Consider the following 24888-nt stretch of genomic DNA (forward strand, 5'->3'; position numbering starts at 1 on the left):
ATGCAGCACCATGTGATGTATCTGTCAGGGGAGGCAATTCTTTGCTCTTCTGTGAGAATGACGTCAGAGCCTTAAAATTTCGTATAGACATGAAAATGAAATTGGCTGAAGGGATCAGGCGCCTTGTCATCGATTATTCGTGATCAAATTCCGTATCAACCACATGTTGATCCAGCATTTTTTGCGCCCGCGTGTTTTTGGTCGCTTGCAACAGGCGGTCCGCTTTTGTGACGCCTGCGGAGGCGGTATTTTTCTCCGAATCCGCACGTTTTTCGTCCCGCGCACGTTGTTTGCGTGCGCGGGCGAGGTTGATTAATTTTTGCATTAAGGTTTGGGGCCGATCATGTTTTCCGGACGTACAACCGCATCAAACGTTGCTTCATCCACAAAGCCCAGTGCAATGGCTTCCTCTTTCAAGGTCGTGCCGTTTTTATGGGCTGTTTTGGCCACTTTCGTCGCGTTGTCATAGCCGATTGTTGGCGCGAGCGCCGTTACCAGCATCAGGGATTCGTTCATGATTTTGGCGATACGCTCTTTGTTGGCCTCAATGCCCACCACACAATTGTCGGTGAATGCCGTGGAAGCATCGCCCAAAAGTTGCATAGATTGCAAAATGTTATAGGCCATCATTGGGTTGTAAACGTTGAGTTCAAAGTGCCCCTGACTGCCTGCAAAACCGACGGCTGCATCGTTGCCAAAGACGTGGATGCAGACCTGTGTCAGGGCTTCGCATTGGGTTGGGTTCACTTTTCCTGGCATGATCGAGGAGCCAGGTTCGTTTTCCGGCAACATCAATTCGCCCAAACCACAGCGCGGACCCGAGCCCAAAAGGCGGATGTCGTTGGCGATTTTGAACAGGCTGGCGGCGACAGTTTTCAACGCACCCGAGAACATAACGAGGGCGTCATGCGCTGCGAGGGCTTCGAATTTATTGGGGGCAGTCACGAAGGGCAGGTCGGTGATTTTGGCCATGTTTGCGGCGACTTGTTCGCCCCAGCCCGCAGTTGTGTTGAGGCCCGTCCCAACGGCCGTGCCGCCCTGTGCCAATTCGTAAATGTCGGGCAGGGAGGCTTTGACGCGCTCGATGCCCTTTTTGAGTTGGTGTGCATAGCCCGAAAATTCTTGGGCCAATGTGAGCGGCGTCGCGTCCATTGTATGGGTGCGGCCGATTTTGATGATGCCGTCGAATTCCACGACTTTGGCCTCTAGCGCCGCGTGGAGTTTTTCCAAGCCGGGGAGCAAGACATCACGGGCCATCATCGCGGTGCCGATGTGCATTGCGGTTGGGAATGTGTCGTTTGAGGACTGGCCCATGTTGCAATGATCGTTGGGGTGGACCGGATCTTTTGAACCGATCACGCCGCCGAGAATTTCAATCGCGCGGTTGGCGATGACCTCGTTGGAGTTCATGTTGGATTGGGTGCCGGACCCTGTTTGCCACACAACCAGTGGGAAGTTGTCGTCAAACTTGCCGTCGATCACTTCGCCTGCGGCCTTAACGATGGCGTCGCCGCGTGTCGCATCCAGCGCGCCGTTGGTCATGTTGGCTTGCGCGCAGGCCATTTTAATCACCCCGAGGGCACGGACAATCGCAAGAGGCTGTTTTTCCCAACCAATGGGGAAATTCATCAAAGAGCGTTGCGTCTGAGCGCCCCAATATTTCTCAGAGGGGACCTCAAGCGGGCCAAAGCTGTCGGTTTCGGTGCGGGTATCTGTCATCAGTTTCTCCTGAGAAATCCTAGGGCCTAAGGGTTGCCACTCTATAGAATGTGTGCCGTTAAATTACAATTGCCACAACCGCGCAGGAGGCAAGAATTTGACTGGTGTGTACCCAGTGTTAAATCAGAAAAGTTTTAGGGAAAAGTCTCAAACTGGCCGCATTCCTGCGCAAACGGCGACTCCGGTTTGACATAAAATTAACCAGAGGGATCGTAAAGGTAGTGTGAACGCACAGGAGGATCAGGTGCAGGCGCAGAGTTTGACAACAGGACACGAGAGCTTTTATATCCGCTTGGAACGGATTGAACGCAACCATTCGCGGCAAAACGCGGCGGGGCGGGCAACTTCGCGGATGCGTCCCCCTTCAAAGGCAATGCGCACGCGGATGCCAAATATCGTCGCCCCCCGAGCCAAAGCGCCATTTATTCCCAAGCCCACGCTCATTTCCCGTTTGAAATGTTGGTCGTATGGCTGCCTAATCGGCGGGGTTTTGACGCTTGCAAAAACGGGTTTTGTAGACGTTGACGCGATGCACGGGCTGGCGGGTTTTTCGGCCGAATTACTGTATAGTTCGATTTGGGTTGCCTATTTGTTGTTCTTTTTGGTCGCGTTGGCGGGGGTCTTTGGGCTGCGTCAAAGGCCTGCGTTTGCGCAGTTTTCCATCGCCCTCGGAACAACCATGCTGCTAGGCCTTCTGTAGACGAATGGAGGCCCACACGGCCTCCATTGCGCGCCTTTAGGCGACCATCGCGATAGGGCGAACCACTTCAACCCCATTTTCAACATAGTCTTTGTTGGCCGCAAGAAGTTTTGCCAGAACACCGCGAAACTGCGCCTTCATCATCGGTATCATTAACGCCCCGAGAAGGCCGAACTTTGGGGTGAAATCCATCGTGAAGGTGAGTTCACTCCGGCTTGGTGACAGGCTTCTTACAATCAGCCCTGCAACCGCACGTTTGAGGGGAACGGTGCCGTCGTAAATGTCGACTTCCATGCTTTCCCCCGCTTTATACGCAATGATCCGTTCCAAAACATGGTTTTTACCGTCGGAAAAATCGCACCGACGCTCTGCGCCAAGGCCGGTCTCTTTGCTGTTGTTGATCAGGGAGGAGGAATTTAGGTTCGGATTGTAAATTTGGATGTCACCAAAGGTGTCCCATGATTTCCAAACGCGGTCTGCGGGGGCATTGTAGGTTTGTTTGAGGATGATTTTAGCCATGATTATCTCCAGTTTTGAACATGTGTCCAAAACATAAAGAGAGTAACGTGGTGCTTAAATAGTCCGAAATGGGGCGTGGTGGATCAGATGCGTACCACCTATTTACGGAACGAGTCCAAACTAACGACTTCGGCTTCGATGGGCTCCTGAGGGACATCTTCGGCCATTGGCGCTTCTGCATCATCGGCGTCTTCGGTCTCGTCGTCGTGTTCCTGGCTTTCAAAGCGCAGGCCAAACTCGACCGATGGATCGACAAAGGTGATGATCGCGTCATAAGGAATATAGAGCGTTTCAGGTGTGCCACCGAATTTCATCCTGACGGTAAATCCGTCATTGGTGACATCAAGACCTTCAAACCAGTTTTGCATCACCACGGTCATTTCGCCCGGATAACGATCAGAAAGCCAATCCGCGATTTCGACGTCGGGATGCAATGTATCAAACGTAATGAAAAAATGGTGCGAACCCGGAAGGCCATCGCGTTGCACATTTTCCAATACTTTTTGGATCAGACCGCGCATGGCGTCATGCATGAGGTTTCCGTAGTCGATAAATTGAGACATGTGTCGCCCCCCTTATGCAGCGCGTGAAGTTAATTCGATCATATGCTGCCCCCTCGGCGAATAAAAGGGGCCGCGCTGCCTTTTTTCATGCAATCGTCAAGCAAGCTATAGAAATGACAGGCCCAAACCCGCGAGGGCAACGATGAGAAGTGTTTTGCCCATACCCACATTTAAGCGCAGCATGAGGAGGGCAGCAAAGGCAGAAAGGGCGGCTGCAGACCAGTTTAGGCTGTGCAAATCAGGGGTTAATAGGTGGATCGGACCGAGGCTTGTGGGGGTGACTCGCTCAAATACGACATGCAGGGCGAACCAGATCGAGAGGTTGAAAATAACCCCAACCACGGCCGCCGTTATGCCCGACAGGGCCGCAGCAAGGCGCGGGCGGCTGCTGATTTGTGCCAAATATGGGGCTGCTGTGAAAATCCACAAAAAACACGGGATGAAGGTTGTCCAAAGCGCCACAATCGCGCCCGCAATTCCAAGCCAGAGGCCGCCTGCATTGAAGGCCGCTTGAAAGCCTACGAACTCTGTCACAAGAATCAGAGGGCCCGGCGTTGTTTCGGCAAGACCGAGGCCATCCATCATGGTCGCCGTCGAAATCCAGCCTTTTTGCACCACAACTTCTTGGGTCATATAGGCCAGCACCGCATAGGCGCCGCCAAAGGTCACCACCGCGAGTTTTGAAAAGAACAACCCGATGGACGTGAGTAGTTTTGCCCCCATCAGGTGCAACAGAAGCATGGGGAAAAGCCAAAGACTGCCCCAAATCGCGATGGTGCGGGCAGGGTGTGCCGATTTGGGTTGTTTGATTGCCATAGCGGGCACGCTTTGTTTGGGTAAAAAGACCACGCCCGCGAGTGCTGCCGCCGCTACGATCAAAGGATAAGGGAGGGCCAGAAAAAAGATGCTCACGAAACTTGCCGCCGCAATCGCCCATGCTGCGCGGTGTTTGAGGGCGCGTTTGGCAACTTTGAGCAGGGCTTGGATCACGATCACCACAACGGCGGCTTTAACCCCAAGGAAAAGCGCTTCAACCAGAGGGACATTGCCAAAGAGCGCGTAAAATATAGCGAGCGCCAACACGACCAACGCTCCGGGGATTACAAACAGAGCCCCCGCCATCAAACCGCCGCGCACCCCATGCAATCGCCATCCAGCATAGGTGGCCAATTGCATCGCTTCAGGGCCGGGGAGGAGCATACAAAACGAGAGCGCGGACAGAAATTGCTCTTCGCTCAGCCACGGGCGCTCTTCCACCAGCTCTTTGTGCATCACCGCGATTTGCGCCGCAGGGCCGCCGAACGACAAAAGCCCGATACGGGCAAAAACACGGGTGGAATCAGAGAATGTCGGAGTCATTTCGGCCCTGTCGGTCTGGATTTCTCAAGAGGTAACAGGTTGAGATGCCGCTGTTAAGGCGGGGAATGACGTGGGCCGAAATTGTGTGATGCGGGAGGGGTTTGGGAGCGTGGGTTTACGACGAGCCGCCATACGAAGGATTGAACGTATGGGGCACGCTATACTGGATGGTTTTACGCGCCGTTTCTGGGTGGCGCACATTTGCCACGATGGAGGATGCGGCCAAAAGTATGGACGCGGAAGCAAGGATAAAAGCGATGTTTCTCATAGGACTGCCTGACTCTTTTTTAGCCATTTGATCCGGTGCAGAAAGAAAAACAAGCCATGATAATTCCGTGATTAGAAATGCGCGACAGATTGCCCATATCGAGCGGAAAAGCGCTTGAGATCGTGAGGAATAATACAAGGGGAGAAGTAAGTGCAGGTTTCTGTTGCCAGGTACCTGCGAACCCCGCCCAAAGAAGGATTTTGGTGGAGTCGCCGGGTACCGCCCCATTATGACTCCTCAAAAACTTACCGTTTTGCTGTATGACCTTAATTTATTACATTCTACGAATGAGTAGAACCGTATTAATCTACCGTGAATGGGATGTTTAAATTTACTTTAATGGTTCAAGTAGAATGTCAAAATTCGAACAAGTGGGACTCGATGCCGAGGCAGATTAGAAAAAAATGGGAGGATTTTCAGAAATTTTCCGGTTATCTCGATGGTGGACCTTAGTGGCAAGAGACAGGGCGGAAACTCTTACGTCAAAGTGATTAAAAGCGGTCAATCAACACAATTGTAGGGACGTAGTCTGCCCAAGGTTACTGACTTTTGCTTTCTCCATGAAAAGAACTGATGGTTAAGTTGAAGAACTCTGGCACACCGGATATTTGTGCCGATCTACCCTTTCCAACAGAGTGTCAAATTGCGCCTTTAGTTCGCAAAGTTTCTCCTTGAACCGTGGGATATCTTCTGGCTTTTAGTAATCTTTTGTCACCGTGTTCAACTCCCCTTCGCGAGGTTTCGGCGTTAATGGACAGAGTTCCTTAGCGGCGTACCAAGCTAGGAGTTACATCGTCCTTATGCCTGAAGACTAATAAGCCCTCAAAAGAAAATTTCGTCGGATCTGCTCTTCGGATGAATATTGCTTGCGCGTGGCGCGTTTGATGTCTTTGACGATCTTCTCGCCGGGGCTTTTACGTGTTCCGGTTGTTTGTCCCATGTCCCACTCCTTGGTGGTTACGATGAGCCAAAAACACTCTCTTATCAAATACCGCTATTTGGACCCATAGGCGCTGACGTCAAACACGTCGCGTTTCACAAGAAATTTTTCACATCCCATATTTGAATCCTTTCCGGCAACAAAAGCGGGACGCCGCTTAACTCGCGTTATATAAGAACCAATAGGTTGAGTAGCACCGAGAAAATCTAAAATATTCTCCCCCTTGGGGAGTGATTATAGCTATGCGTTTTAAGGATTTAGTCTTCGTATCCGCAAGTTGAACAATCCCCTTGAAAGTAGTGCAGACCCCCGCAATTGGGACAAGACGTATCGTCGTCATCAACGTTGCCACCCTGTTTTTACCACCATTCGTACATGTCCCCAGCGGATTTATGGGCTGCATTTCGATACCAATCTTTGAATTCATCCGGTGACATGTCGTCCGGAGCAGTAAGCCAGAACTCGTATTCGGCGGCATCGGCAAAACCGGTCCCAGCGTAGCCGTCACTCATTTGTTTCTCCTTTTGAATAATTATTAGCACAGCAGTTCATCACATTCTCTGCAATAGATATGCCTGACCATCATTTTTTCAATCTGAAGAAAACCGGTTTACGCTTTTAACAGGGAATGACGATGACGCCTAACTCGCGTTATGCACACTCCATTAACGCGAGTGCAGGGTTCATAAATAGAGCGCGGGGCGCCTGTCGTACATTATGTAATACACCCCAGAAATTTCATGTTCAATTTTCGGTCTGACGCGGATTTTCTCGACGAAACCCAGAATCCGCCCAATTCCTGCCATTTCATACAAATAGAACTCAAATACAGACTTGATGAAGAATTAAACACCGAGCCAATTGGCCTAGGGAAGAACATTTTGAAAACTATTATTACGAGCTCATGCCTCCTTTTCCTCTCCGCCGGAATTGCAGGAGCAACGACTTGCTACTTCGAATCTGAAGGCAAGATTGAAATTCAAGGAAAATGCGACTTTCATTTCACTGAAAACGATTCAGGGGTACTCGATGGAAGCTTTTCAATGACAAGCATTGATTATGATTCAAAAAAACAACTCGGCCATCAAGTATGGTTTATAATCGACTACGATGGGGCGCCTTACGCCTTTTGGACGGGTGAGCCTGGGGCGACACACCTCCACGCCCCAACCGGATATTTGTCGAAAGTAGGCGGGTGCTGGGTCAACCATGACACGCGCCTTTGTGCATGGGAAAAGACGGGCGCCTAGTGCGGCACGAAAGCGGGCAGGGCCAGCCTAGCCAATGATCACTTTGAGACCCTTCCAAAAACGTTCAACAACTGATTAGGTTTTCAACGGGGTTTGTGGCAGCGGAAAGCAGGGCCTTTTCCGACCGCTCCAAAAAAGAGGGTTTCTGGCGGATTATACTGGTGTCGTTAATAGTCGGGTTGAGATCAGAGCAGCCACGCTCGCCCTGCGAAGCTAGATAAAAAGCTTGATCTATTTGCCTCGTAGGACGAAGAATATCGGGAATGTTATTTTAGCGAGGCTGGGCCAGTGCTTAAAAGTTTAAATCTTAGTGCGGTCCTTTCGCTTGTTTGGGTTACGAGCGCATTTTCTGGGGTTTGTGACTATCGGCTCAGCCAGTTGGTCAGCCCCACAGCCGCGACTGCGGTTGTCACAGCAGGTGGTGCTGGGGCGTCCGTTGGTCCCGCTACAATGGCTTTAGGGGGCTTTATTTCTTTCCACACGCAGCCAGCGGGTCTCTGATGTTGGGTTCGACGCTTGCAGGGGCTTCGGGAGCTGGGACCGTAGGTATCATCGGAGGGAGTGGATTTGCGGCAGGTGTGCTGGCCATCCTTACTGCGCCAATAACATTGGTCGTTGCTGCTGGCACGGCCGTCACGGTCGGCGGAGTGGAGGCTGGCTGCTATTTTGTCGATGAACGGATCACCGAAGAAGAAGAGGTGGTTGCAATCTTAAGGCAAGCGGCACTGACCTCCAATGAGGATTACTTTAAACTGTTTGACGTGAGAGGCGAGGAGGCTGCCGAAACGGGGGCGGTCAGCCGAGTTCGTATTCCTGATGCGGACGGGACGTATCAGTTTTACGAAGTAGAAAATCTCTACATCACAAATGGTGAATTACTGCACCGAGATTGGTTTTTCAACACTTCTCTTGGAAACATCGCGGCCGCGCTGGTTGCACAGCCTTAACTGCCATTTCTGATCAGGAATGTCCCGCTTCAAACGGACTTCCAAAAACGACCGTTTTTGAACGGTTCCCTGAAAGCCGACATTTGCGCAGAAAAAAGCCCAGCAGAGTGGCCGCCGTTGCCATGGCCAACAAAACTGCCCGTATGATCTGGGCTGTGCTGACACGGAATGAGCCCTACAAAGCGAGAACCGTTTAACGGACCAACGAAACAACAATAGGAGTTTGCAAGACCAATGAAGTGATGGAACTTTGTCAGCCCAAAAACCAAGACACCCCGAGCTTTGTCCAGAACGCTTGCTGTTCGATATGCGGAATGGGACTTGGTTGGTGGAAACCATCCACTGCCCGGCAGGCGATGCATGCATCGCTGAGAGGGAGGGCCAGCGGCCATGTGCGTCGCGCCAACAAGCCGAACACAAGACTGCTTCTGATCAAAACACCATGCGCTAAATTGTACTTGCAAAAAGGGAGCCATCCACACAGGACGAAGCCGCTGTTCATGATGAGATGAGTACCGTCCGAACTTGATCATTCCAATAGGCTGAAAACGCTTCTTGATGAGATTTTTTGCTATATGTTGGGCGGTGCCCACCTGTTACTTGGTTTATGGCACCAATCCAAATCTTATTTGGGTCGGGTCTAACGACCAAGGGCGAGTACTAGGATACTATAGGATATATGGTGCCATTGGTTGGCTACGCTAGCAAAGCACTTCCCTCATGCAGCTTTAGTATTCTCTGTACTCAAGGACACTTTTTCCGAAAAAGAAAGAAGCCTAGCCAAAGCCTTCCTCACAAAGCATGCAGGCAAACTGAACTATGGAAGATACGACAGATCAGTTGTCTTCCTTACTGGGGGAGATCTCTTTTTTGATTATTCCCTGAATGGTGGTGACGATGCGCGATATTCGCACCATGACTGCGAAGCTATTTCGGATTTTGCATCCGCTAGCCAGCGGCTAAACCTAGACTTACACGAATAAGTCGATCTTCGCGCCAGATGCCTTGACAACAAAGTGCGAATTTTTCGCATCAATGCTCTTGGACGCAAGGTAGGCTCAGAGGTGGGTATGAACACGAGAATTATTTCTAATTATACTGGGGCTACTGCAAAACCCGAACGTTGCGATGTGAGATGATGCGGCAGTTATCAGTTACTTGATCTCGAAAGTTGCGCCACTGTTTTGGGACGACCTGTCGCATAAAGTTCAAGATTACGTTGGCGAAGTGTTTTTGCATTGAATAAGCCACCTCGATTGTTGCCGCCAAAACGCGTTTCAAAACCGGAACCGCTGTTGAAGGATTATGACTCTTTCGTGATAGCGGACAGGTGCCTTCGAACCCCGTCCAAAACTGCAAGGCTAAGTTAAGTTCAACATACAAATTTATATGAATTTACTCATCAAAACTCTCAAATTTTTGCCTCATTAGGCTGAAAAATTTCCCATTTTGAACTTCATACTTGCTAACCATCGATTTGAACCACTCTTCGTCGTTTCGTTTCACCTTTAGGTGTAGCTGGCCCGTATATTGAGACTTTGGCCGCCTTCGGGATAGACGGGCTACATTCTGAGTTTTTTTCTAGAGTCAATTTCGATATCGCGCTCCGTTTCTACGGCCTCAAAAACTTCTTTCACTATCTTTTCTACGAGAAGTGAAAATTGTTTCTTCGATGTTTTTGACATTTGTACTTCTTTCACTAATATTTCCAATAAATGCTGGCGTTTTTAGCAGCAGCGCGAGCAGGGCCATGAATTGCCCCAATCTGCATTATTCATAGTATACTTCATAGCCGAAAGATGCGCCATAATTGATACGTCATCAAATGGTAGCTGAAAATATCGACCCACTTCTTGAATCTCTAGCCAGAGTTGTGCGCCTTCATCGGCGCGCCGCAGGGCTTTCCCAAGAAGAACTTGCACACAACATTGGAAGAAGCATGCGCTATATTTCCCTTATCGAAAGTCGCCGCCATCAGCCAAGTTTAGATACTTTGAAGCGGCTCAGTGATGGGCTTGAGCTAACCCTTAGTCAGTTGATTATTGAAGTGGAGGAAGACGCAAAGCAACACGCATTAACTAAGGGCAATTGAATATACATGCCAGTTGCAGGCATCCCCACATTTCTGCGTAGCTCATAAGTACGCGGAGATTTTGTAGAACAAACGGATTACTTAGACAAAAAGTGTACAAACAAATGAGTGATTATAGATTGCAATGCGTCGTAAAAATAGGGTTGACGTAATCCCTCACTTGGTGCTGTTTAAAGGCATGACAACGACTCTTCATACGGTTTTCATTGATCTGACCCATCCAGGGCCGGCCTTTGATCGCTTGTCATTTCTCAACACCTCAACCGAACTGCCGCCGGTCCTTTTCTATCCCAGAGAAGGCCATTGCTATGAAAACCACCAAACTCATTCACGCGACATATCCGGAAATTGACGGAATCGCGCTCATTCAACGCTTCGCGGATCATCTTGTGAAACTCCGCACCGACAAACTTGCGGCTGTTTCTGTCGGTGACGATGAACCATCTCGCGATCTTGGATCGGACGATGTCGAGGGCGCGCCCCTTGAGCAACCTAGCGGCGTCGAACTCACATGGCAGGACACTCGCCGTATTGAACTGCGCGTAAACAAAATTATTCAGCGCATGAGGGCCGCTTCTGGCCTCGCGCACTTGAAAGACGAAGAGATCATCCGCCTGCGCCCCTTATTTACAAGCGTAAAGTTACTCACGTTGGAAGGTGAGCATTGGGTCGACGAACTTATTGCAACTTTGCATGCAGAGATGCCGTGGATGGCGCCGGCCACCATTGAAGTTTGGCATGCCCTCCAGCGCGGCGCCGCAACAGGGGCAGTTATCAGAATCCCACCGCTTATTTTGAATGGTCCTCCAGGGATCGGGAAGTCCGTTTGGGCACGTCGCCTCTCCGAACTTCTTCACATCCCACGATGTGAAATTGATGCCAGCCTTGGCGGCGTCGGCTTCAGTATTGCAGGAACGGAACGTGGCTGGTCCTCGGCGCAAGCTGGGCGGCCGCTCGAAACGATCCTTCAGCATCAGGTGGGTAATCCAATAATGGTGGTCGACGAAATCTGCAAAGCACAATCCGGCACATCTACAAATGGGGCCAATCATTCTTTTGCAAATAGTTTGCTAAGTCTCTTAGAACCGGCAACCTCTGCGGCTTGGGAATGCCCTTTCTATCGCACCAAAATCGACATGTCCCACATCTCTTGGGTTCTGACCGCCAACGACGCGTCCCGCATTCCTGCCCCCCTTCTGAGCAGATGCGTGGTCATTAATTTACCCAAAATCTCATGCGCTCAGCTGCAAGGGTTCGCCGTGCGAAAAGCAGACGAATTGGGACTGACAAAGGCGTCGGCGGACGCCATTGAGCAGGTCATTGGCAATGAGATGCAAAAAGCAAACGCTAATACCAGCTTGCGAGATGTCGTTCGTATACTGCGCCGTGCGGAAGTCCTTGAGAGCCGACCGATGCTGCATTGATATCTGGCCAACTGACGTCGTCGCTTTTGGGAGGATGGGCTCCTCAGAGTACTGCCGTGCATGGCATCGCGGTCGAGGATCTTCAGGATGCGCCGACTTCCGGCAAAGTTGTGGATGATCTTTTTCCGCATTTGGGAGATCGGGTGCCAGTGTAAAATGCGCTGGAGTATGAAACACGCTGGCTGTCCCGATTGATGGAAGTCAACATGCAGGCCGCGATTCCCACAATCGAGGATTATCACCGTGTTTCCTTTGCAAGCTTTTCGGGCTTGGCGCTCGACATGCTGTATGAGGCCCTCGAACGTCGTCCCCCCACATCGGGCGGGGCCGGATAGTGCTCGGCTTGTTAATGCATGGTGCAAAGCACTGCAATATTAGGGCCGTTCATGGATGTCTTGTCTAAAGTTTCAGGGCAGGGGGGTAGTCGGCCAGATCCTACAGATGTAGGAAAATTAGTCATATTCTGGGGTGTTAAAGGGAAAAAATTTCACCTTCGAAGCGCTCAAGATTCTGTTTTTTTGATGAAAATGAGATTAAGTGCAGGTTTCTGTTGCCAGGTACCTGCGAACCCCGCCCAAAGCTGCAAAGCTAGGGGACTAAGTTTTCGATATTTCGAACTGCTTACGCAGCTAGAGCCATCGGAGCGTCGTTGTCATTTGCAACTAGCTTTTTATGTACCGATAACGGTGGTAACTCACCGAGATAAAGCAAACCTCTTTAGACGTTCGTCGATCCTATTTCGACCCCATGATCCCCAAAGAAGGATTTTGGTGGAGTCGCCGGGTACCGCCCCCGGGTCCGATCCGCTTATTACAAGCGCGTTTATATCCATAGTCCCGAAGGACAGTTTTAATGTAGGGCGCGTGCGGCGGAGTTACAAGTGGTTTTGGCTTGTGGTCGCAGATGATTTTGCGCAGTGTTTTGGGAATGAAAACCAAAGCCCCTAAAGGAGCCCCTATGTTTAATGCATTAATCGTCGAGAAACTTGAAGACGGCACCACAAGCGCAAGTATTCAGAATATTTCCGAGGATCGCCTGCCAGAAGGCGAGGTGACTGTTGCGGTGGACTATTCGACGGTCAATTACAAAGACGGGCTTTGTGTGGGGCCGGGTGGCGGTTTGGTGCGCAATTATCCGCATGTTCCGGGTATCGATTTCGCAGGAACCGTTCTCGACAGTTCCGATGCACGTTACAAGGCAGGCGACAAAGTTGTTTTGACGGGGTGGCGCGTGGGCGAAGCGCATTGGGGCGGATATGCGCAAAAGGCGCGGGTGAAGGCCGATTGGCTTGTACCGTTACCCGAAGGGCTTACTCCGCGCACAGCGATGGCCGTTGGAACCGCAGGTTTTACGGCGATGTTAGCGGTTATGGCACTTGAAGATCACGGTCTAACCCCCGAAAAAGGAACGGTTTTGGTGACTGGTGCCGCTGGCGGCGTTGGCTCTGTGGCCACGGCAATCCTCGCAAACCTTGGCTATCAGGTGGCCGCTGTCACGGGGCGTCCTGAAACGGCTGACTATTTGAAATCGCTGGGCGCGACCCAGATTGTTCCGCGCGAAGACCTCGCCGAAACGGTCAAACGTCCGCTTGAGGCGGAACAATGGGCCGGATGCATCGACGCGGTTGGCGGCGCGATGTTGGCGCGTGTTCTGGGGCAAATCTCCTATGGCGGGTCGGTTGCTGCGATAGGTTTGGCGGGCGGGGCGGGACTTCCGGCGACGGTCATTCCGTTCCTTCTGCGCGGGATAAATCTCCTCGGCATCGACTCGGTGATGCAACCTTTTGAAAATCGCAAACGGGCGTGGGCACGCATTGCGACGGACCTGCCGCTTGATAAACTTGAGGCAATGGTGGTGCCCGCAACCCTCAGTGATTTACCGCAACTGGGTGCGGATATCCTCAAAGGGAAAATCAAAGGCCGCGTTGTTGTGGACGTAAACGCCTAAAAAATTGGGCGCGCGAGGCGTGGTTTGATTGCAACCCTCGCGCGCCCATTCATAAAGCCCGCGCGAAATCCTTGCTCAAACGCCCAAAACCCGCATAAATCGTGGAAAACGAATGAGGTTTCTATGCTTTCTGCATCCCGAGTAGTCGCTGGCGTTGTTTTTGCGATTGTCACATGGTTCGCTTGCGAATTCGTTGTTTTCACACTGCCCGATGACAAAAAACCTGGTCTGTTTTCCGTCATAAGTGCGGCACTCGCCTTTGTTGTCGCGTGGCGCATCGCAGGCCCCCATCAGCGCGAAGGGTATAAGGCTGCGTTTTCTACGGGGCTTACGACGGCAGTGGCCATCACCATTTGTGTAACGTTTCTGCATGCAGGGATCGAGATGATCGATCAGTCGATGCGCAAAGCCTATGGTGGCCCCATGGAAGCCATCGTTGATATGTTTAGTATCGCGGGCAAATATGCGATGATCGCAGCGACACCTTTCCCTATTGCCATAATGGTTTTTGGCGGAATTTTTGGTGGTTTTGCCGTGGAATGGGCCAGCCGCCGCTGGAACTGATACGTTTCCCGATTCAATTGATATCCCATATTTAGGACACGCCGTGACAGCCCTTTTTCTCTATGGTTCCCTGCGGTACGATCCGCTTCTTGAAGTCGTGTTAGGCAATGAGGCACTGCCTGAAAACCACCCCGCTTCCTTGCAAGATCATTGTGTATATTGGGCCAAAGACGCGGGTTATCCATGCTTATTACCTGCTGCGGGCCTCACAGCCCAAGGCGTGGTCCTGCCTAACCCTACGGAGCAGATGCAAGCGCGGATGGACTTCTACGAGGCCTGTTTTGACTATGAGGTGCACCGCGTGACGCTCACTGATGGGCAGGAAGCGCTTATTTATTTACCCCCACAAGTGATTGAAGCCGGTCCGCAGTGGTCGCTTGCCGATTGGCAAACGGTTTGGGGGCCGATTTCGGTTGAGGCCGCGCGCGAAGTCATGGCGGCATTTGGCCGCGAAGACCCCAAGGAGGTTGGCAAGCGTTTTGGCGTCATCCGTGCCCGCGCCGCCTCCAAATTGCGCGCACAATCTGCGCCGTCAACAAACCGCTTTTCCACAACAGACGTAACGATCATCGCGCAGAATCGCGCCTATGATCATTTTTTCGCAATGGACGACGTGCGTCTGACCCATCGCCGCTTTGATGGCGACGTCAGCCCTGAAATCGAACGCGCCATCTTTGTTATGGTCGATTCCGTCACTGTTTTGCCTTATGATCCCGTGTTGGATCGCGTTCTTTTAATTGAGCAATTTCGCGTTGGGCCGTTAATCCGCGGTGACACGTCGCCGTGGAGTGTTGAGCCAATAGCAGGGCGCGTTGATGCCGGAGAAACCCCTGAAATGGCGGCCCATCGAGAAAGCTTGGAGGAGGCGGGCCTGACCGCGCTTGAGCTTGAGCTCATTGGGGAATATTACCCATCCCCCGGAGCGATTACCGAGTATTTATACAGCTATATCGGCATCACGGATCTCTCGAAGGTTACGGCAGGTTTGGGCGGTGTCGCGGCGGAGGGCGAGGATATACAGCGCCACATTCTGAGCTTTGACGCCTTCATGGAACGGGTCACAAGCGGGGCAGGCGCCAACGGTCCGCTGCTCCTCTCAGCCTACTGGTTGGCGCAAAATCGCGACCGTTTGCGCGCTCAAGCGGTTGGCGGCGCTTGAGTTCCCGTACAGAGCATCCTAAACAAGAGAGCAACTCAATATAAAGGGCTCGAAATGCGCGTTTGCAAAGATTTGCCAGACCTAATCGGCAACACTCCTCTGATCCGACTGAACGCTGCTTCTGAGGCGACCGGATGCGAAATTTTGGGCAAGGCGGAATTCCTTAACCCGGGGCAGTCCGTTAAGGACCGTGCGGCACTCTATATCATCCGCGATGCGATCGCCTCGGGGGCGCTAAAACCAGGTGGCACAATCGTTGAAGGCACCGCTGGTAATACCGGTATTGGCCTCGCCCTCGTTGGATCTTCGATGGGTTTTAAAACGGTAATCGTCATCCCCGAGACCCAGAGCCAAGAGAAGAAAGACATGATCCGTCTTGCGGGCGCTGAATTGGTGCAGGTTCCGGCCGCCCCGTATAAAAACCCGAACAATTATGTGCGCTATTCCAAACGCTTGGCGGAAAAACTTGCCAAAACCGAACCCAATGGCGCGATCTGGGCAAACCAGTTTGATAACGTCGCAAATCGGCAAGCCCATCTAGAAACCACTGCCCCCGAAATCTGGGAGCAGTTGGATGGTAAAATCGACGGGTTTATCTGCGCTGTTGGCTCCGGCGGTACCTTGGCAGGGGTTGCAATGGGGCTGCGCGCCAAAAACGCGGATGTCAAAATCGGTTTGGCCGATCCCCAAGGCGCAGCTCTTTACAATTTTTACACCAATGGCGAACTAAAATCCGAGGGCGACTCGATTACCGAAGGCATCGGGCAGGGGCGCATTACCGCCAATTTGGAGGGCCTCAAAGTTGATTATGCCTACGAAATTCCGGATTCCGAAGCGCTGCCCTATGTGTTTGACCTTCTACGCGACGAAGGCCTGTGTTTGGGCGGGTCCAGCGGCATCAATATCGCGGGGGCCGTGCGCCTTGCGCGTGAAATGGGCCCGGGCCATACCATTGTGACCATTCTTTGTGACTATGGAACACGATACCAAAGCAAACTGTTCAATCCCAGTTTCCTAAAAGAAAAAGGCTTGCCTTACCCAGAATGGCTTGCGGCCTCGCCGCGCTCCATCCCCGGTGTTTTTGAGGATTGATTAGATGCAAGTATTGAGTCGCTGCGGCGGGGTGTTTCGCTGGATTTTTAGCGCGGTTGCGGTTTGCGGCGCGCTTGGGGCGCAAACATCCCCCGCAGTAGCGCAATCTTCCAACGACGCTTCGGCCGCAACAATTCCGATCCCCAGACCTGTCAGAAAATCGGAAACCGCGCCTGAAAAAACGTCGCCTGCCGAAGAGGCGGGCGACGATGGTTCCTTTGAGATTTTGCGCACGTTGCGTTCGACCGTTTTGGAGAACGGGAAAACCTACGGCGATTGGGAGACGTTTTCAAAGCGGGCCCAAAAGGAAGTTGTGAACGCAACCGAGACTACGGAAAACCTTGAGTCTCTGCGTAAAAAAATTGTTGTTTGGAGAGATTTATTTCTTGGCAAAGAAGACCTTAATTCCGGTCAAATTTCAACGCTCGACGGCCAGATCGAGGCGCTGTCCCCCACGTTACCCTCAGGGTCCAATGGGACCGAAGAAGAAACCGCAGAAATTGTAAAATTTAAACTGAAGGGCCTCGAAAAGGAACGTGCGGTCCTGCGAGTACCTTCTCTTGCGGCGGCCGAAGCGTTTGCTTTGGCCACAGGGCTAATTCGCGAGATCGACCGTATCATAAATGCGCGTAAACGCTCGGAATTCCTAGTGTCTACCCCCTCGCCAATTCTTCCACAGTATTGGGCGCAGACCATTGAATATCTTTATGATTTCTATAGCATTATCCCGGCAGAAACGCGGGTAGAATGGCATAAAAAGGATCGCAACCAGAACCTCCTGACAAATGCCCCACGGATTCTGCTGTTTCTCCTAATGGCCTTGGTGATGTTTCTGCGCTGGGGAACTTGGATGTCAAAAGCGCAAGACCGCGCGGCGCAACAAACGAGTGAACCCTTGCGCCGGTTTTCCTCAGTTGCCTTGTCTGCACTCACGAATTTAGCCCCGATTTTCGGAATTTTGCTAATCCTTAAAGTGCTTGTTCTCTTGGGTCTATTCGGATCGCACGGGTTGGCTTTGGTTTCGGGGCTCGGGCAACTGGCCTTGATGTTTGTTGTTGGGCGCTGGCTGGGACAAAAGGTGTTTCCGCGGGAAAACGTTGGCAACGAAATTTTTCACCTGACGGCGGCTCAACGTGCCGAAGCGCGGTTTTATACAAACATCTTGAGTGTTATTCTGGGACTATCCTCGTTGGGTATCCTAATGTTTGGCATTTCTACTCCAGAAAAGGGCGTCGAGGCCGTTTTGGTCTATCCGCTCATTCTTGGCTCTGGATTAGTGAGTTTTCGACTCGTTCAATTGTTCCGCAAGGGCGTCCTTGATGAACTCGAAAATAGCGATGGAACAACAAACCCAACTTTCCGCAATCAGGTCATCGCCTTTATAAGCCGTTTGGTGATGATACCAGCTATTTTGGGGCCAATTCTTGCCACGCTTGGATACTACAATGCAGGGGTGATGGTGACGTCGCCTTTGATCCCGTCGTTGGCCCTTTTAGCCGTTATTCTTATCCTCCATCAGGTTTCTAATCAGGTTTATGATTTGATTGCATGGCGATTTGGCGCATCACAGGAATCGATCATTCCTGTCCTCGTCGGCTTTGTTTTGGCGATTGGGTCCATCCCTCTTTTTGCAATTATTGCGGGGGTACGTCCGGCCCAAATCTTTGACTATTGGAACCTTTTCTTAAACGGCTTTACCTTCGGAACAACACGAGTTTCCCCCTCGAGCCTGCTGTTGTTTTTGTTTGCGTTTGGCGCGGTCTTTACAATTACGCGGCTTCTTCAAGGGGCATTGCGCAGTACACTCTTGCCAAAAACCACGCTCGACATTGGGGGGCAAAATGCCATCGTGTCTGGCCTTGGATATGTTGGGATCTTCCTTGCGGGGCTCGCGGCAATTATGGTGGCAGGGATTGATCTTAGCTCCTTGGCGATTGTCGCTGGGGCCTTGTCGGTCGGTATTGGTTTTGGCCTTCAAAACATCGTTTCCAACTTTGTATCGGGCATAATTCTACTGGCAGAAAGACCTATATCCGAGGGCGACTGGATTGAAACCAGTGACGGCCAAATGGGGTATGTCCGCGATATTTCGGTACGCTCAACTCGGATCGAAACCTTTGACAGAACGGATGTTATCATTCCCAACGGTGATCTCGTTTCCGGCGTGGTAACGAACTGGACGCGCGGCAATTCGATTGGTCGGCTTATTTTGCCTATAGGCGTCGCCTATGACTCGGATTCAAATCAAGTCGCGGATCTCCTACTCGAAGTCGCCAATGGCCACCCAATGGTCTTGGCAACCCCCGAACCCAAGGCCCTGTTTCGCGGGTTTGGCGCGTCAAGTTTGGATTTTGAGTTGCGGCTCATTTTGCGGGACATTAATTGGAAACTAAATGTTCAAAGCGACCTAAATCATGAAATTTTGCGACGTTTCAATGAAGCGGGCATTTCCATCCCATTCCCACAATCGGACCTTTGGTTGCGCAACCCCGAGGACTTAAAAGGGTTTGGCCCACCCCCTGCAAAACCGTTAGAAGAGCCTTCCATATGAGTGTAAAACTGTTCCATCAAGACCCGTATCTGCGCGATGCCCCTGCCACGGTTATGGCCCATACTCCCGAAGGCGGAGTGGTTTTGGATGGCTCGATTTTTTATCCAACCGGTGGGGGCAACCCGGCGATAGCGGGAAGCTCATATGGGCGCCATCCGAGACCCTTGAGGTGGCGACAACCATCAAGGGGCAGGGCGAGCAGATCATCCTCCTTCCCGCCACTCCAGCGCCACTTCCACCCATTGGGACCGCGGTAATACAGCAGCTAGATTGGGAACGTCGTCACCGTCACATGCGGATTCACACAGCGCTTCATATCCTGTCGGTGGTGATCCCTTTGCCGGTGACCGGAGGCTCAATCGGGTCTGAAAAAGGGCGTCTCGACTTTGATATGCCCTATCCGCTGGAAAATCGCGAGGCGCTTGAGGAGGGGATAAATGCGCTCATTGATCGCGATCTCCCCATTACCGAAACGTGGATTACGGATGCTGAACTCGACGCGAACCCCGGTCTGGTTAAGACGCTCCGCGTTCAACCGCCCCGAGGTTCAGGACGCATCCGGCTCATCGCAATAGGCGAGGGACGCGAAATGATTGATTTGCAGCCCTGTGGCGGTACACATGTGGCACGCACAGGCGAAATTGGCCTGATTCATTTCGGGAAAGTCGAGAAAAAAGGCGCAACCAATCGACGGGTCAACATTCTACTAGATGTCTAGATTTCGCATGATTTTTAAGGCTAAATGCCAAATGCAATTGCTCCAGGAATTAAAGTCTGAGACACAGATTCAAGTTTTAGTGCTAAATCCACTGTTTGCCCTTGCGCCCCTTCAAACCCCACACTAAAACCCGCCCAACGGACAGGTGGCCGAGTGGTCGAAGGCGCACGCCTGGAAAGTGTGTAGGCGGGTGACCGTCTCCAGGGTTCGAATCCCTGTCTGTCCGCCACTACCTTTTGTGTAGAAATAATTTATCAAACAAAATCAGTGACTTGTAGCCAATATCGCTATTTAGTGTTTGCGCAATGTAGGCCAAAATGTAGGCCAAATTGTAGGCCAAATATTGATCGCCTTTTTGGCCACATCCGCACACGGAATCGTCGCCGACTTGGTAGGGCACTAATCGCGCGGCAATGTGTGCTGTTAGTAGGGGCACGCGCGCCAAGACCGACAAGATTACTGTCCACAATGCAAAGCGCACAGGATCGCAACGACACATCTAATCCAACATAATATTCCATCACCTATCTCCCTTGTTCACAGCTATTCTGTGATCTTAGTAGGAGCTTGGCCTAAAAGCGAAAGGCTGCCCAATTAAACTTGCTCTCCGCCCTTAGTGTTTAATGACACGAACGGCCCTTAGCCGACATTAACAACTACGCACATCAATGTCTGCTTTACGGGAACAAAGCTGCAGTAGAAACGGATCGCTATTGGGCGACCGGCTGCTAATTGCAGTATTCTTTCCCAGCGATGTCACGCTTCATGAAGGTCAGAAGTCATCTGTCCGGGTTACGCTGTCGGGACATGAAGAGTAGCTCCTACCTTCAGTCCCAAAAGCTTTTTTTGACAAAGCCATTTCTACCCCATGGGCCACTTAGACGAGTCCCTTGCTTTACCTCTGCAGCTGAGGGGCAAGCACTCATATCTTGAGCCCAAATGACCGAATCGGAGGCATTCCGATTTTTGTACAAACACACTGTTTCCAAAATTTTGCTTTGATATAAATCAAACTAATGCAACATTAGTAACTACGATGCTGAGTAGTGGCAGCACAAGTAACGAGTTGAATTAGTACTAAGTTCGAGTTGAGTTTATTAAGTAGTGAGTTGTGACGAGTATGAATAGAATTAACGAGTTGAAGAGTTATGCTGTGTTCCTACCCAGAGACGGGGCCGCAAATGATCCCAAAAAGATTTGGTTTCCTAAGTCTTCGACAGCTGAAAAGATTTTGCCGCTAGAGACCAGAATTCAAGGGTGCCTAGCGACTTTGACTTTGTTGAAGTCATTACGAATGCCTGTGAGCCTCCCATGGTTCGAAACCCTTGTATTTATTGTTTTGATCTTGGGAACACGGACACAGCTCTAATAGGCAATCTATTTGTGTATTTAGGTAGTCCTTTTGTTTGTGTCTTTTGAGATAAAGTCGCCCCCAAAAGGGGCGACTTTATTATGACGGGAAGACATGCTTCGTAATCTCACCAAGCGGAAAAATCCTCTCGCGCCATAGAACAGAAAAACCATCAGTACTCCTATTGTGCCTAGGATGCGTCGGCTGCCAGTTGAATTATCGATCTGTGTGTTGGAAGCACCGCATGTTGTTGGCTCTGATAAGAAGCATCCTTGGAAAGCGCTACGTGGGCGGTTTCAAGATGTCGTGCTGGTACGTTTGGAAAAAGATGATGCACCAGGTGAAAGCAATCATTCCGCGGGAAAAACAATAACCGCACTGGAAGCGGAGCCAGAACATTGCGAGAAGCTTCTAGCTCGTCTTCTGCGCCTACAATTCCAGCGTGATCCAGACAGTCTGTCCAAAAATTCAATGTCGGAAAGATGTAAAACATTGGTAGCAAGACAAAGAATGCCGACGTAGCAGGATAGAAGATCGAGAAGACAAAAATTGTTACCAATAGAGCCATTTTGATTCCAAAGAATAACCGGCCGTCACCGCCTGAAAGATTGACGCCAGAATACATTTTTAGATGGCGCCCTAGCAATGGGGTTATCATGTGCTGAAGAATTGTTTTTCTTGTCAGCGGCTTGTGCAGGCCAAATTTTTCAATCGGTCCCATTTCGCGGTCATGGGCATAGTCACCGAGATGCGCATGGTGAGAAAGGTGGTCGTCTTTGTACTGCTGAAAACACCCTGACAGGAGCGAAGAACATAGTCTGCCAATAGCCACGTTGTCTTCACGGTGCTCTGAAAAGGATGAATGAGTGCATTCGTGAACAATGTTGTTTAGCCCACGTAGTCGCGTGCCAATAAACACCGAGGTCAGGACCATCAGAAAAACTGTTGCCACAGACAACGTGAATGACAAAAGATAATGCCCTAGGAATATACCAGCCAACACCTGTGCTAGATACACTCCAACGATTACCCATGAACCGAGGCGAGAATATTTAGTCATTCCGAAGAATTGGCGCGAAAATTGATGACGTAGTTGCTGCCCAGACATATGTGCTCCTAGTACTGTTTGGAAACAATCATTACCGCTAAGTGCCATTGTTGAATAGCTTTTTTTGGCACGAGGTTCCGATCACTGCTCAAAAACAATCAGAGTTGCTAATAAATAGCTTGGAGAATCAGGGCAGAAATCAACATTTAGATTGATTTTCTTAACGACATACTAACATCATATTAGGAACTCTAATGGAAAAAGTTGTTCAGACATGCAATATGATTATGATTCATTGCTTGCTTTAGATGCAGTTGCACGAGAAGGCGGCTTTGATGCAGCTGCAAAAGCGCTTGAAGTGACACAATCTGCGGTCAGCCAGAGAATCAAACAGCTTGAGGATAGGGTCGGGTCAGTTCTGATTGTCCGCGGTCGCCCGTGTGTTCCAACAGCAATCGGGATGCAATTGTGCCAGCATTTTGAACAGGTCACTCTGTTGCAACACGAACTCGCTGATCGGATGGACAAACTGATAGATAGGGAGGGCACAAATGCTGCGACAATCCGGATTGCCGTAAACAATGACAGTCTCGCAACTTGGTTTCCATATGTGATGAAACGCGCCGTAAACGACCTTAACGTGCAAATTGAGATCACCCCAGACGATCAGGAGCACACAGAAAAGATCCTGAAATCTGGCGACGCACTCGCGGTTATCACAGACGTCGAAAAGCCTGTGCAAGGATGTCGTCGGATATCGCTTGGGGCAATGGAATATATAGCTGTGGCTTCGGCTGAATTTTATGATGCAAATTTTAAAAAAGGGGTAACGCTCGACACGATTGAAAACACCGCATGTCTAACGTTCAATCGAAAGGATTCAATACAGGATCAGTGGATGAAGCAGTGTTTTGGCATATCTGTAAAAACGTTAACCCATATGGTGCCTTCATATGAAGGATATGTCGCATGTTGCCTGAATGGTACCGGTTGGGGTCTGGTGCCGGGGATCGCTGGATTGCCCTATTTGGAAAGTGGTGAGCTTATAGAACTGGTTTCCAATGAACGAATTCAGATTTCCCTACATTGGCAATCTAGTACGCAGTCGAGCGAAATATTACGGCGGCTCGGAGAAATTGTGAAAGAAGAGGCGCTAATTCACTTAATGCCAGATAGCTTTCGGACCATGTAATGCGAAACCTGTCTTAGAATACAAATTGCTGCACTTGGTCGTAGATCGTTTTTGCGAAGGCTATGCTCCAGAGTTATCGCTCACACGGTAAGTGGGAATAATCGGTCGGGTGTTCTTCGTTCAGATAGAATCTTACACCGAATCTGTCGCCGTCCAAGAACAGCCTGTTGACAAGACGGGTATGCAATAGTCGTTTCACACTTTTTCCGACGGTGAACACAACTTCTTTTTTTGCACTCAAAACCTTAGCTGCACTATTCACATCATACGGATTGTAGATAGCAATGTTTTCTATAGTGACGGTTTTCTTACCTGCCTCCACCGCTAACTTAACTAGTTTTCGGATTGTAGACTGCTGAATACGTGGACCTAAATCTTCTATGCTGTACCAGTTGACAGAAACCGAACTCAGTGTTTCTTCAAGCTTTGGAACTTGTCGCTTCTTGTTGAAAGCTAGATCTGCGTTTACTTTACTTGTTTTTTGATGCGGCGACGCGGCTTGATTTTGTGGATCTTTGGTCGCCGGCACGACAGAAAAGTGCTCTAGTTGATGTTGCATATTAATTCCCCAGTTTGTATCGAAACGCCCTTTAATTAGATGAAGATGTTTTGATCTGTGCGGCAGGACCGAAAAACCGATCTAGTTGTCGCACGTGCAAACTCACTGGACATGTTGAGGTCTGGGCGACTTGTTTTTGCGTGAGAATTTGACTCGATGCTGTTCAATACAGCATCACGACGTGAACGAGCTATTGTGATAAAGTTGGAATTCATGGTGTTCTCCTGAGTGTTGAGATTTTGTATCTGCCATCTCAGGTTGTAGTAATTCGGACAATTGTAGAGTCTTTTTCCAAAAACAAACTATTTCCGAATTAGTTGTAGTCGGACACATTTTGAACAAGATTTGAAATTTTCGGAACAATCAGGGCAAATTGTAGGCTAGAAATGCCTTTTTTTTGACATAGTTCGCGAATTTTAAGGGCAAAGTCTAAAAACTCTGCAGATGAAATTCGTCAATACGCCGTCATATTTGAGGCAAAATTTGGTTTGAACACCGAATCATTGCACCCTAATCACAATCATTAGCGCACCTTATGAATTATAAGTAAACCCCCAAATCCTTCACCGATGAGTAAGATATCAAATTTGCAGCAAACAGACTGAGCAACTCGACTTACGCTGGCTTTTCGATTTTTCTGGCGGAGCTTAGCCCCAAGTTCCCTCCAGCTAGCACCTAGACCCTAGAGTGAAATGTCGCGGCGCAGTTGAAACAAACCACTTTGTCCCGCAGAACCGTCGTCCATGCGCAGCGCTGCGAAGGTCCGCCGTCCGCCTTTACTGTCGTCGACGCGTGCGGCTCAAACCAGACCTTTGTTCCTTGGACAGCAAGCGGCGGTTTCCGACCCTCTTTAATGATTTTTTCAATATCACTTAGGCCTGCTCACTTAGTAAGAACAAACTGTTTCGAAGAATACATATCATTAG

At 50.4% G+C, this 24888-nt stretch carries 22 protein-coding genes, 1 tRNA gene, 1 other RNA gene and 2 pseudogenes; 15 read left to right on the top strand and 11 right to left on the bottom strand.

Annotated features, from left to right (window positions below; translation table 11 throughout):
• Positions 1-133: 133 nt before the first annotated feature.
• Together RC74_RS15925 and fumC are read right to left on the bottom strand one after the other, a co-directional pair.
• Positions 134-325, bottom strand: coding sequence for a DUF4169 family protein (locus RC74_RS15925; protein ID WP_039002249.1), 192 nt, complete (start codon positions 323-325; stop codon positions 134-136).
• Positions 325-1719 carry a class II fumarate hydratase gene (gene fumC / locus RC74_RS15930; protein WP_039002250.1) on the bottom strand — a complete coding sequence of 465 codons (1395 nt, stop codon included), beginning with the start codon at positions 1717-1719 and terminating at the stop codon, positions 325-327. The genes RC74_RS15925 and fumC overlap by 1 nt, the downstream gene beginning before the upstream one ends.
• Positions 1720-1963: 244 nt before the next feature.
• On the opposite strand from fumC, the gene RC74_RS15935 reads away from it, so the two are divergent.
• Entirely contained in the window at positions 1964-2419 is a 456-nt protein-coding gene (locus tag RC74_RS15935) for a hypothetical protein (protein WP_039002251.1), read from the top strand.
• Positions 2420-2455: 36 nt separating this feature from the next.
• Here RC74_RS15935 and RC74_RS15940 read toward each other — a convergent pair whose 3' ends face one another.
• The 6 genes from RC74_RS15940 to RC74_RS22325 all read right to left on the bottom strand — a co-directional run bounded on the left by RC74_RS15940 (position 2456) and on the right by RC74_RS22325 (position 6580).
• Complete coding sequence (locus RC74_RS15940; protein ID WP_039002252.1) at positions 2456-2938, bottom strand: SRPBCC family protein; 483 nt, start codon at positions 2936-2938, stop codon at positions 2456-2458.
• A gap of 98 nt (positions 2939-3036) precedes the next feature.
• On the bottom strand, positions 3037-3501 hold the full coding sequence (locus RC74_RS15945) for an SspB family protein (protein ID WP_039002253.1): 465 nt from the start codon (positions 3499-3501) through the stop codon (positions 3037-3039).
• A gap of 105 nt (positions 3502-3606) precedes the next feature.
• On the bottom strand, positions 3607-4860 hold the full coding sequence (chrA, locus tag RC74_RS15950; protein ID WP_039002254.1) for a chromate efflux transporter: 1254 nt from the start codon (positions 4858-4860) through the stop codon (positions 3607-3609).
• Positions 4861-4975: 115 nt separating this feature from the next.
• The gene (locus tag RC74_RS22320) at positions 4976-5128 is read right to left on the bottom strand and encodes a hypothetical protein (RefSeq protein ID WP_156477500.1); all 153 of its coding nucleotides are present in this window, start codon (positions 5126-5128) and stop codon (positions 4976-4978) included.
• Positions 5129-5939: 811 nt separating this feature from the next.
• Positions 5940-6068, bottom strand: a complete 129-nt coding sequence (locus RC74_RS23400; RefSeq protein WP_257722133.1) for a hypothetical protein — start codon at positions 6066-6068, stop codon at positions 5940-5942.
• 359 nt (positions 6069-6427) lie between these two features.
• Positions 6428-6580 (bottom strand): hypothetical protein, encoded by a 153-nt coding sequence (locus RC74_RS22325; protein ID WP_156477501.1) that lies wholly within the window; start codon positions 6578-6580, stop codon positions 6428-6430.
• A 228-nt stretch (positions 6581-6808) separates the two neighbouring features.
• On the opposite strand from RC74_RS22325, the gene RC74_RS15960 reads away from it, so the two are divergent.
• The 6 genes and pseudogenes from RC74_RS15960 to RC74_RS23405 all read left to right on the top strand — a co-directional run bounded on the left by RC74_RS15960 (position 6809) and on the right by RC74_RS23405 (position 12116).
• A complete protein-coding gene (locus tag RC74_RS15960; protein WP_039002258.1) occupies positions 6809-7318 on the top strand; it encodes a hypothetical protein in 510 nt (169 codons plus the stop codon).
• Positions 7319-7818: 500 nt separating this feature from the next.
• Positions 7819-8265 (top strand): hypothetical protein, encoded by a 447-nt coding sequence (locus RC74_RS15965; protein ID WP_062628310.1) that lies wholly within the window; start codon positions 7819-7821, stop codon positions 8263-8265.
• A gap of 83 nt (positions 8266-8348) precedes the next feature.
• Positions 8349-8462 (top strand): annotated as a pseudogene (locus RC74_RS23160) (IS110 family transposase); the annotation flags it as partial.
• 1628 nt (positions 8463-10090) lie between these two features.
• Positions 10091-10357: a helix-turn-helix domain-containing protein gene (locus RC74_RS15980; protein WP_039002266.1), complete on the top strand. Its 267-nt coding sequence runs from the start codon at positions 10091-10093 to the stop codon at positions 10355-10357.
• Positions 10358-10665: 308 nt separating this feature from the next.
• On the top strand, positions 10666-11781 hold the full coding sequence (locus RC74_RS15985; RefSeq protein WP_062628312.1) for an AAA family ATPase: 1116 nt from the start codon (positions 10666-10668) through the stop codon (positions 11779-11781).
• Positions 11782-11987: 206 nt separating this feature from the next.
• On the top strand, positions 11988-12116 hold the full coding sequence (locus RC74_RS23405; RefSeq protein WP_257722124.1) for a hypothetical protein: 129 nt from the start codon (positions 11988-11990) through the stop codon (positions 12114-12116).
• A gap of 201 nt (positions 12117-12317) precedes the next feature.
• Here RC74_RS23405 and ssrA read toward each other — a convergent pair.
• Positions 12318-12665: a transfer-messenger RNA gene (ssrA, locus tag RC74_RS15990) on the bottom strand.
• Between the two features lie 73 nt (positions 12666-12738).
• Here ssrA and acuI point away from each other — a divergent pair.
• The 7 genes and pseudogenes from acuI (at position 12739) to RC74_RS16025 (ending at position 20041) form a co-directional block, all read left to right on the top strand.
• Complete coding sequence (acuI, locus tag RC74_RS15995; RefSeq protein WP_039000144.1) at positions 12739-13728, top strand: acryloyl-CoA reductase; 990 nt, start codon at positions 12739-12741, stop codon at positions 13726-13728.
• Positions 13729-13851: 123 nt separating this feature from the next.
• A complete protein-coding gene (locus tag RC74_RS16000; RefSeq protein ID WP_052274581.1) occupies positions 13852-14292 on the top strand; it encodes a TrgA family protein in 441 nt (146 codons plus the stop codon).
• Positions 14293-14335: 43 nt separating this feature from the next.
• Positions 14336-15451 (top strand): NUDIX domain-containing protein, encoded by a 1116-nt coding sequence (locus RC74_RS16005; protein WP_039000140.1) that lies wholly within the window; start codon positions 14336-14338, stop codon positions 15449-15451.
• Between the two features lie 54 nt (positions 15452-15505).
• Positions 15506-16543, top strand: a complete 1038-nt coding sequence (locus RC74_RS16010) for a cysteine synthase A (protein ID WP_039000133.1) — start codon at positions 15506-15508, stop codon at positions 16541-16543.
• A 4-nt stretch (positions 16544-16547) separates the two neighbouring features.
• The gene (locus RC74_RS16015) at positions 16548-19094 is read left to right on the top strand and encodes a mechanosensitive ion channel family protein (protein WP_052274579.1); all 2547 of its coding nucleotides are present in this window, start codon (positions 16548-16550) and stop codon (positions 19092-19094) included.
• A pseudogene (locus RC74_RS16020) lies at positions 19091-19812 on the top strand (alanyl-tRNA editing protein). The gene RC74_RS16015 and the pseudogene RC74_RS16020 overlap by 4 nt, the downstream one beginning before the upstream one ends.
• Positions 19813-19951: 139 nt before the next feature.
• Positions 19952-20041: transfer RNA gene (locus tag RC74_RS16025), tRNA-Ser, on the top strand.
• A 1312-nt stretch (positions 20042-21353) separates the two neighbouring features.
• Here RC74_RS16025 and RC74_RS16040 read toward each other — a convergent pair.
• On the bottom strand, positions 21354-22271 hold the full coding sequence (locus tag RC74_RS16040) for a fatty acid desaturase family protein (RefSeq protein WP_039000127.1): 918 nt from the start codon (positions 22269-22271) through the stop codon (positions 21354-21356).
• 214 nt (positions 22272-22485) lie between these two features.
• Between RC74_RS16040 and RC74_RS16045 the strand changes: the two genes are divergently transcribed.
• A complete protein-coding gene (locus RC74_RS16045) occupies positions 22486-23403 on the top strand; it encodes a LysR family transcriptional regulator ArgP (protein ID WP_039000125.1) in 918 nt (305 codons plus the stop codon).
• 73 nt (positions 23404-23476) lie between these two features.
• Here RC74_RS16045 and RC74_RS16050 read toward each other — a convergent pair whose 3' ends face one another.
• Complete coding sequence (locus RC74_RS16050; protein WP_039000124.1) at positions 23477-23962, bottom strand: hypothetical protein; 486 nt, start codon at positions 23960-23962, stop codon at positions 23477-23479.
• Between the last annotated feature and the right edge of the window lie 926 nt (positions 23963-24888).

It is taken from the genome of Falsihalocynthiibacter arcticus (assembly GCF_000812665.2).
In the GTDB taxonomy this organism is placed as follows: domain Bacteria; phylum Pseudomonadota; class Alphaproteobacteria; order Rhodobacterales; family Rhodobacteraceae; genus Falsihalocynthiibacter; species Falsihalocynthiibacter arcticus.

Bases quoted from the DNA above. Each gene is read 5' to 3' on its own strand.
- RC74_RS15965 (WP_062628310.1), top strand. From the start codon at position 7,819: ATGTTGGGTTCGACGCTTGCAGGGGCTTCGGGAGCTGGGACCGTAGGT.
- RC74_RS15925 (WP_039002249.1), bottom strand. From the start codon at position 325: ATGCAAAAATTAATCAACCTCGCCCGCGCACGCAAACAACGTGCGCGG.
- RC74_RS15985 (WP_062628312.1), top strand. From the start codon at position 10,666: ATGAAAACCACCAAACTCATTCACGCGACATATCCGGAAATTGACGGA.
- RC74_RS16010 (WP_039000133.1), top strand. From the start codon at position 15,506: ATGCGCGTTTGCAAAGATTTGCCAGACCTAATCGGCAACACTCCTCTG.
- RC74_RS15960 (WP_039002258.1), top strand. From the start codon at position 6,809: ATGTTCAATTTTCGGTCTGACGCGGATTTTCTCGACGAAACCCAGAAT.
- RC74_RS16040 (WP_039000127.1), bottom strand. From the start codon at position 22,271: ATGTCTGGGCAGCAACTACGTCATCAATTTTCGCGCCAATTCTTCGGA.
- RC74_RS23400 (WP_257722133.1), bottom strand. From the start codon at position 6,068: ATGGGACAAACAACCGGAACACGTAAAAGCCCCGGCGAGAAGATCGTC.
- chrA (WP_039002254.1), bottom strand. From the start codon at position 4,860: ATGACTCCGACATTCTCTGATTCCACCCGTGTTTTTGCCCGTATCGGG.
- RC74_RS15945 (WP_039002253.1), bottom strand. From the start codon at position 3,501: ATGTCTCAATTTATCGACTACGGAAACCTCATGCATGACGCCATGCGC.
- RC74_RS23405 (WP_257722124.1), top strand. From the start codon at position 11,988: ATGCAGGCCGCGATTCCCACAATCGAGGATTATCACCGTGTTTCCTTT.
- RC74_RS22325 (WP_156477501.1), bottom strand. From the start codon at position 6,580: ATGAGTGACGGCTACGCTGGGACCGGTTTTGCCGATGCCGCCGAATAC.
- acuI (WP_039000144.1), top strand. From the start codon at position 12,739: ATGTTTAATGCATTAATCGTCGAGAAACTTGAAGACGGCACCACAAGC.
- RC74_RS16050 (WP_039000124.1), bottom strand. From the start codon at position 23,962: ATGCAACATCAACTAGAGCACTTTTCTGTCGTGCCGGCGACCAAAGAT.
- RC74_RS22320 (WP_156477500.1), bottom strand. From the start codon at position 5,128: ATGAGAAACATCGCTTTTATCCTTGCTTCCGCGTCCATACTTTTGGCC.
- RC74_RS16015 (WP_052274579.1), top strand. From the start codon at position 16,548: ATGCAAGTATTGAGTCGCTGCGGCGGGGTGTTTCGCTGGATTTTTAGC.
- fumC (WP_039002250.1), bottom strand. From the start codon at position 1,719: ATGACAGATACCCGCACCGAAACCGACAGCTTTGGCCCGCTTGAGGTC.
- RC74_RS16045 (WP_039000125.1), top strand. From the start codon at position 22,486: ATGCAATATGATTATGATTCATTGCTTGCTTTAGATGCAGTTGCACGA.
- RC74_RS15940 (WP_039002252.1), bottom strand. From the start codon at position 2,938: ATGGCTAAAATCATCCTCAAACAAACCTACAATGCCCCCGCAGACCGC.
- RC74_RS16000 (WP_052274581.1), top strand. From the start codon at position 13,852: ATGCTTTCTGCATCCCGAGTAGTCGCTGGCGTTGTTTTTGCGATTGTC.
- RC74_RS15980 (WP_039002266.1), top strand. From the start codon at position 10,091: ATGGTAGCTGAAAATATCGACCCACTTCTTGAATCTCTAGCCAGAGTT.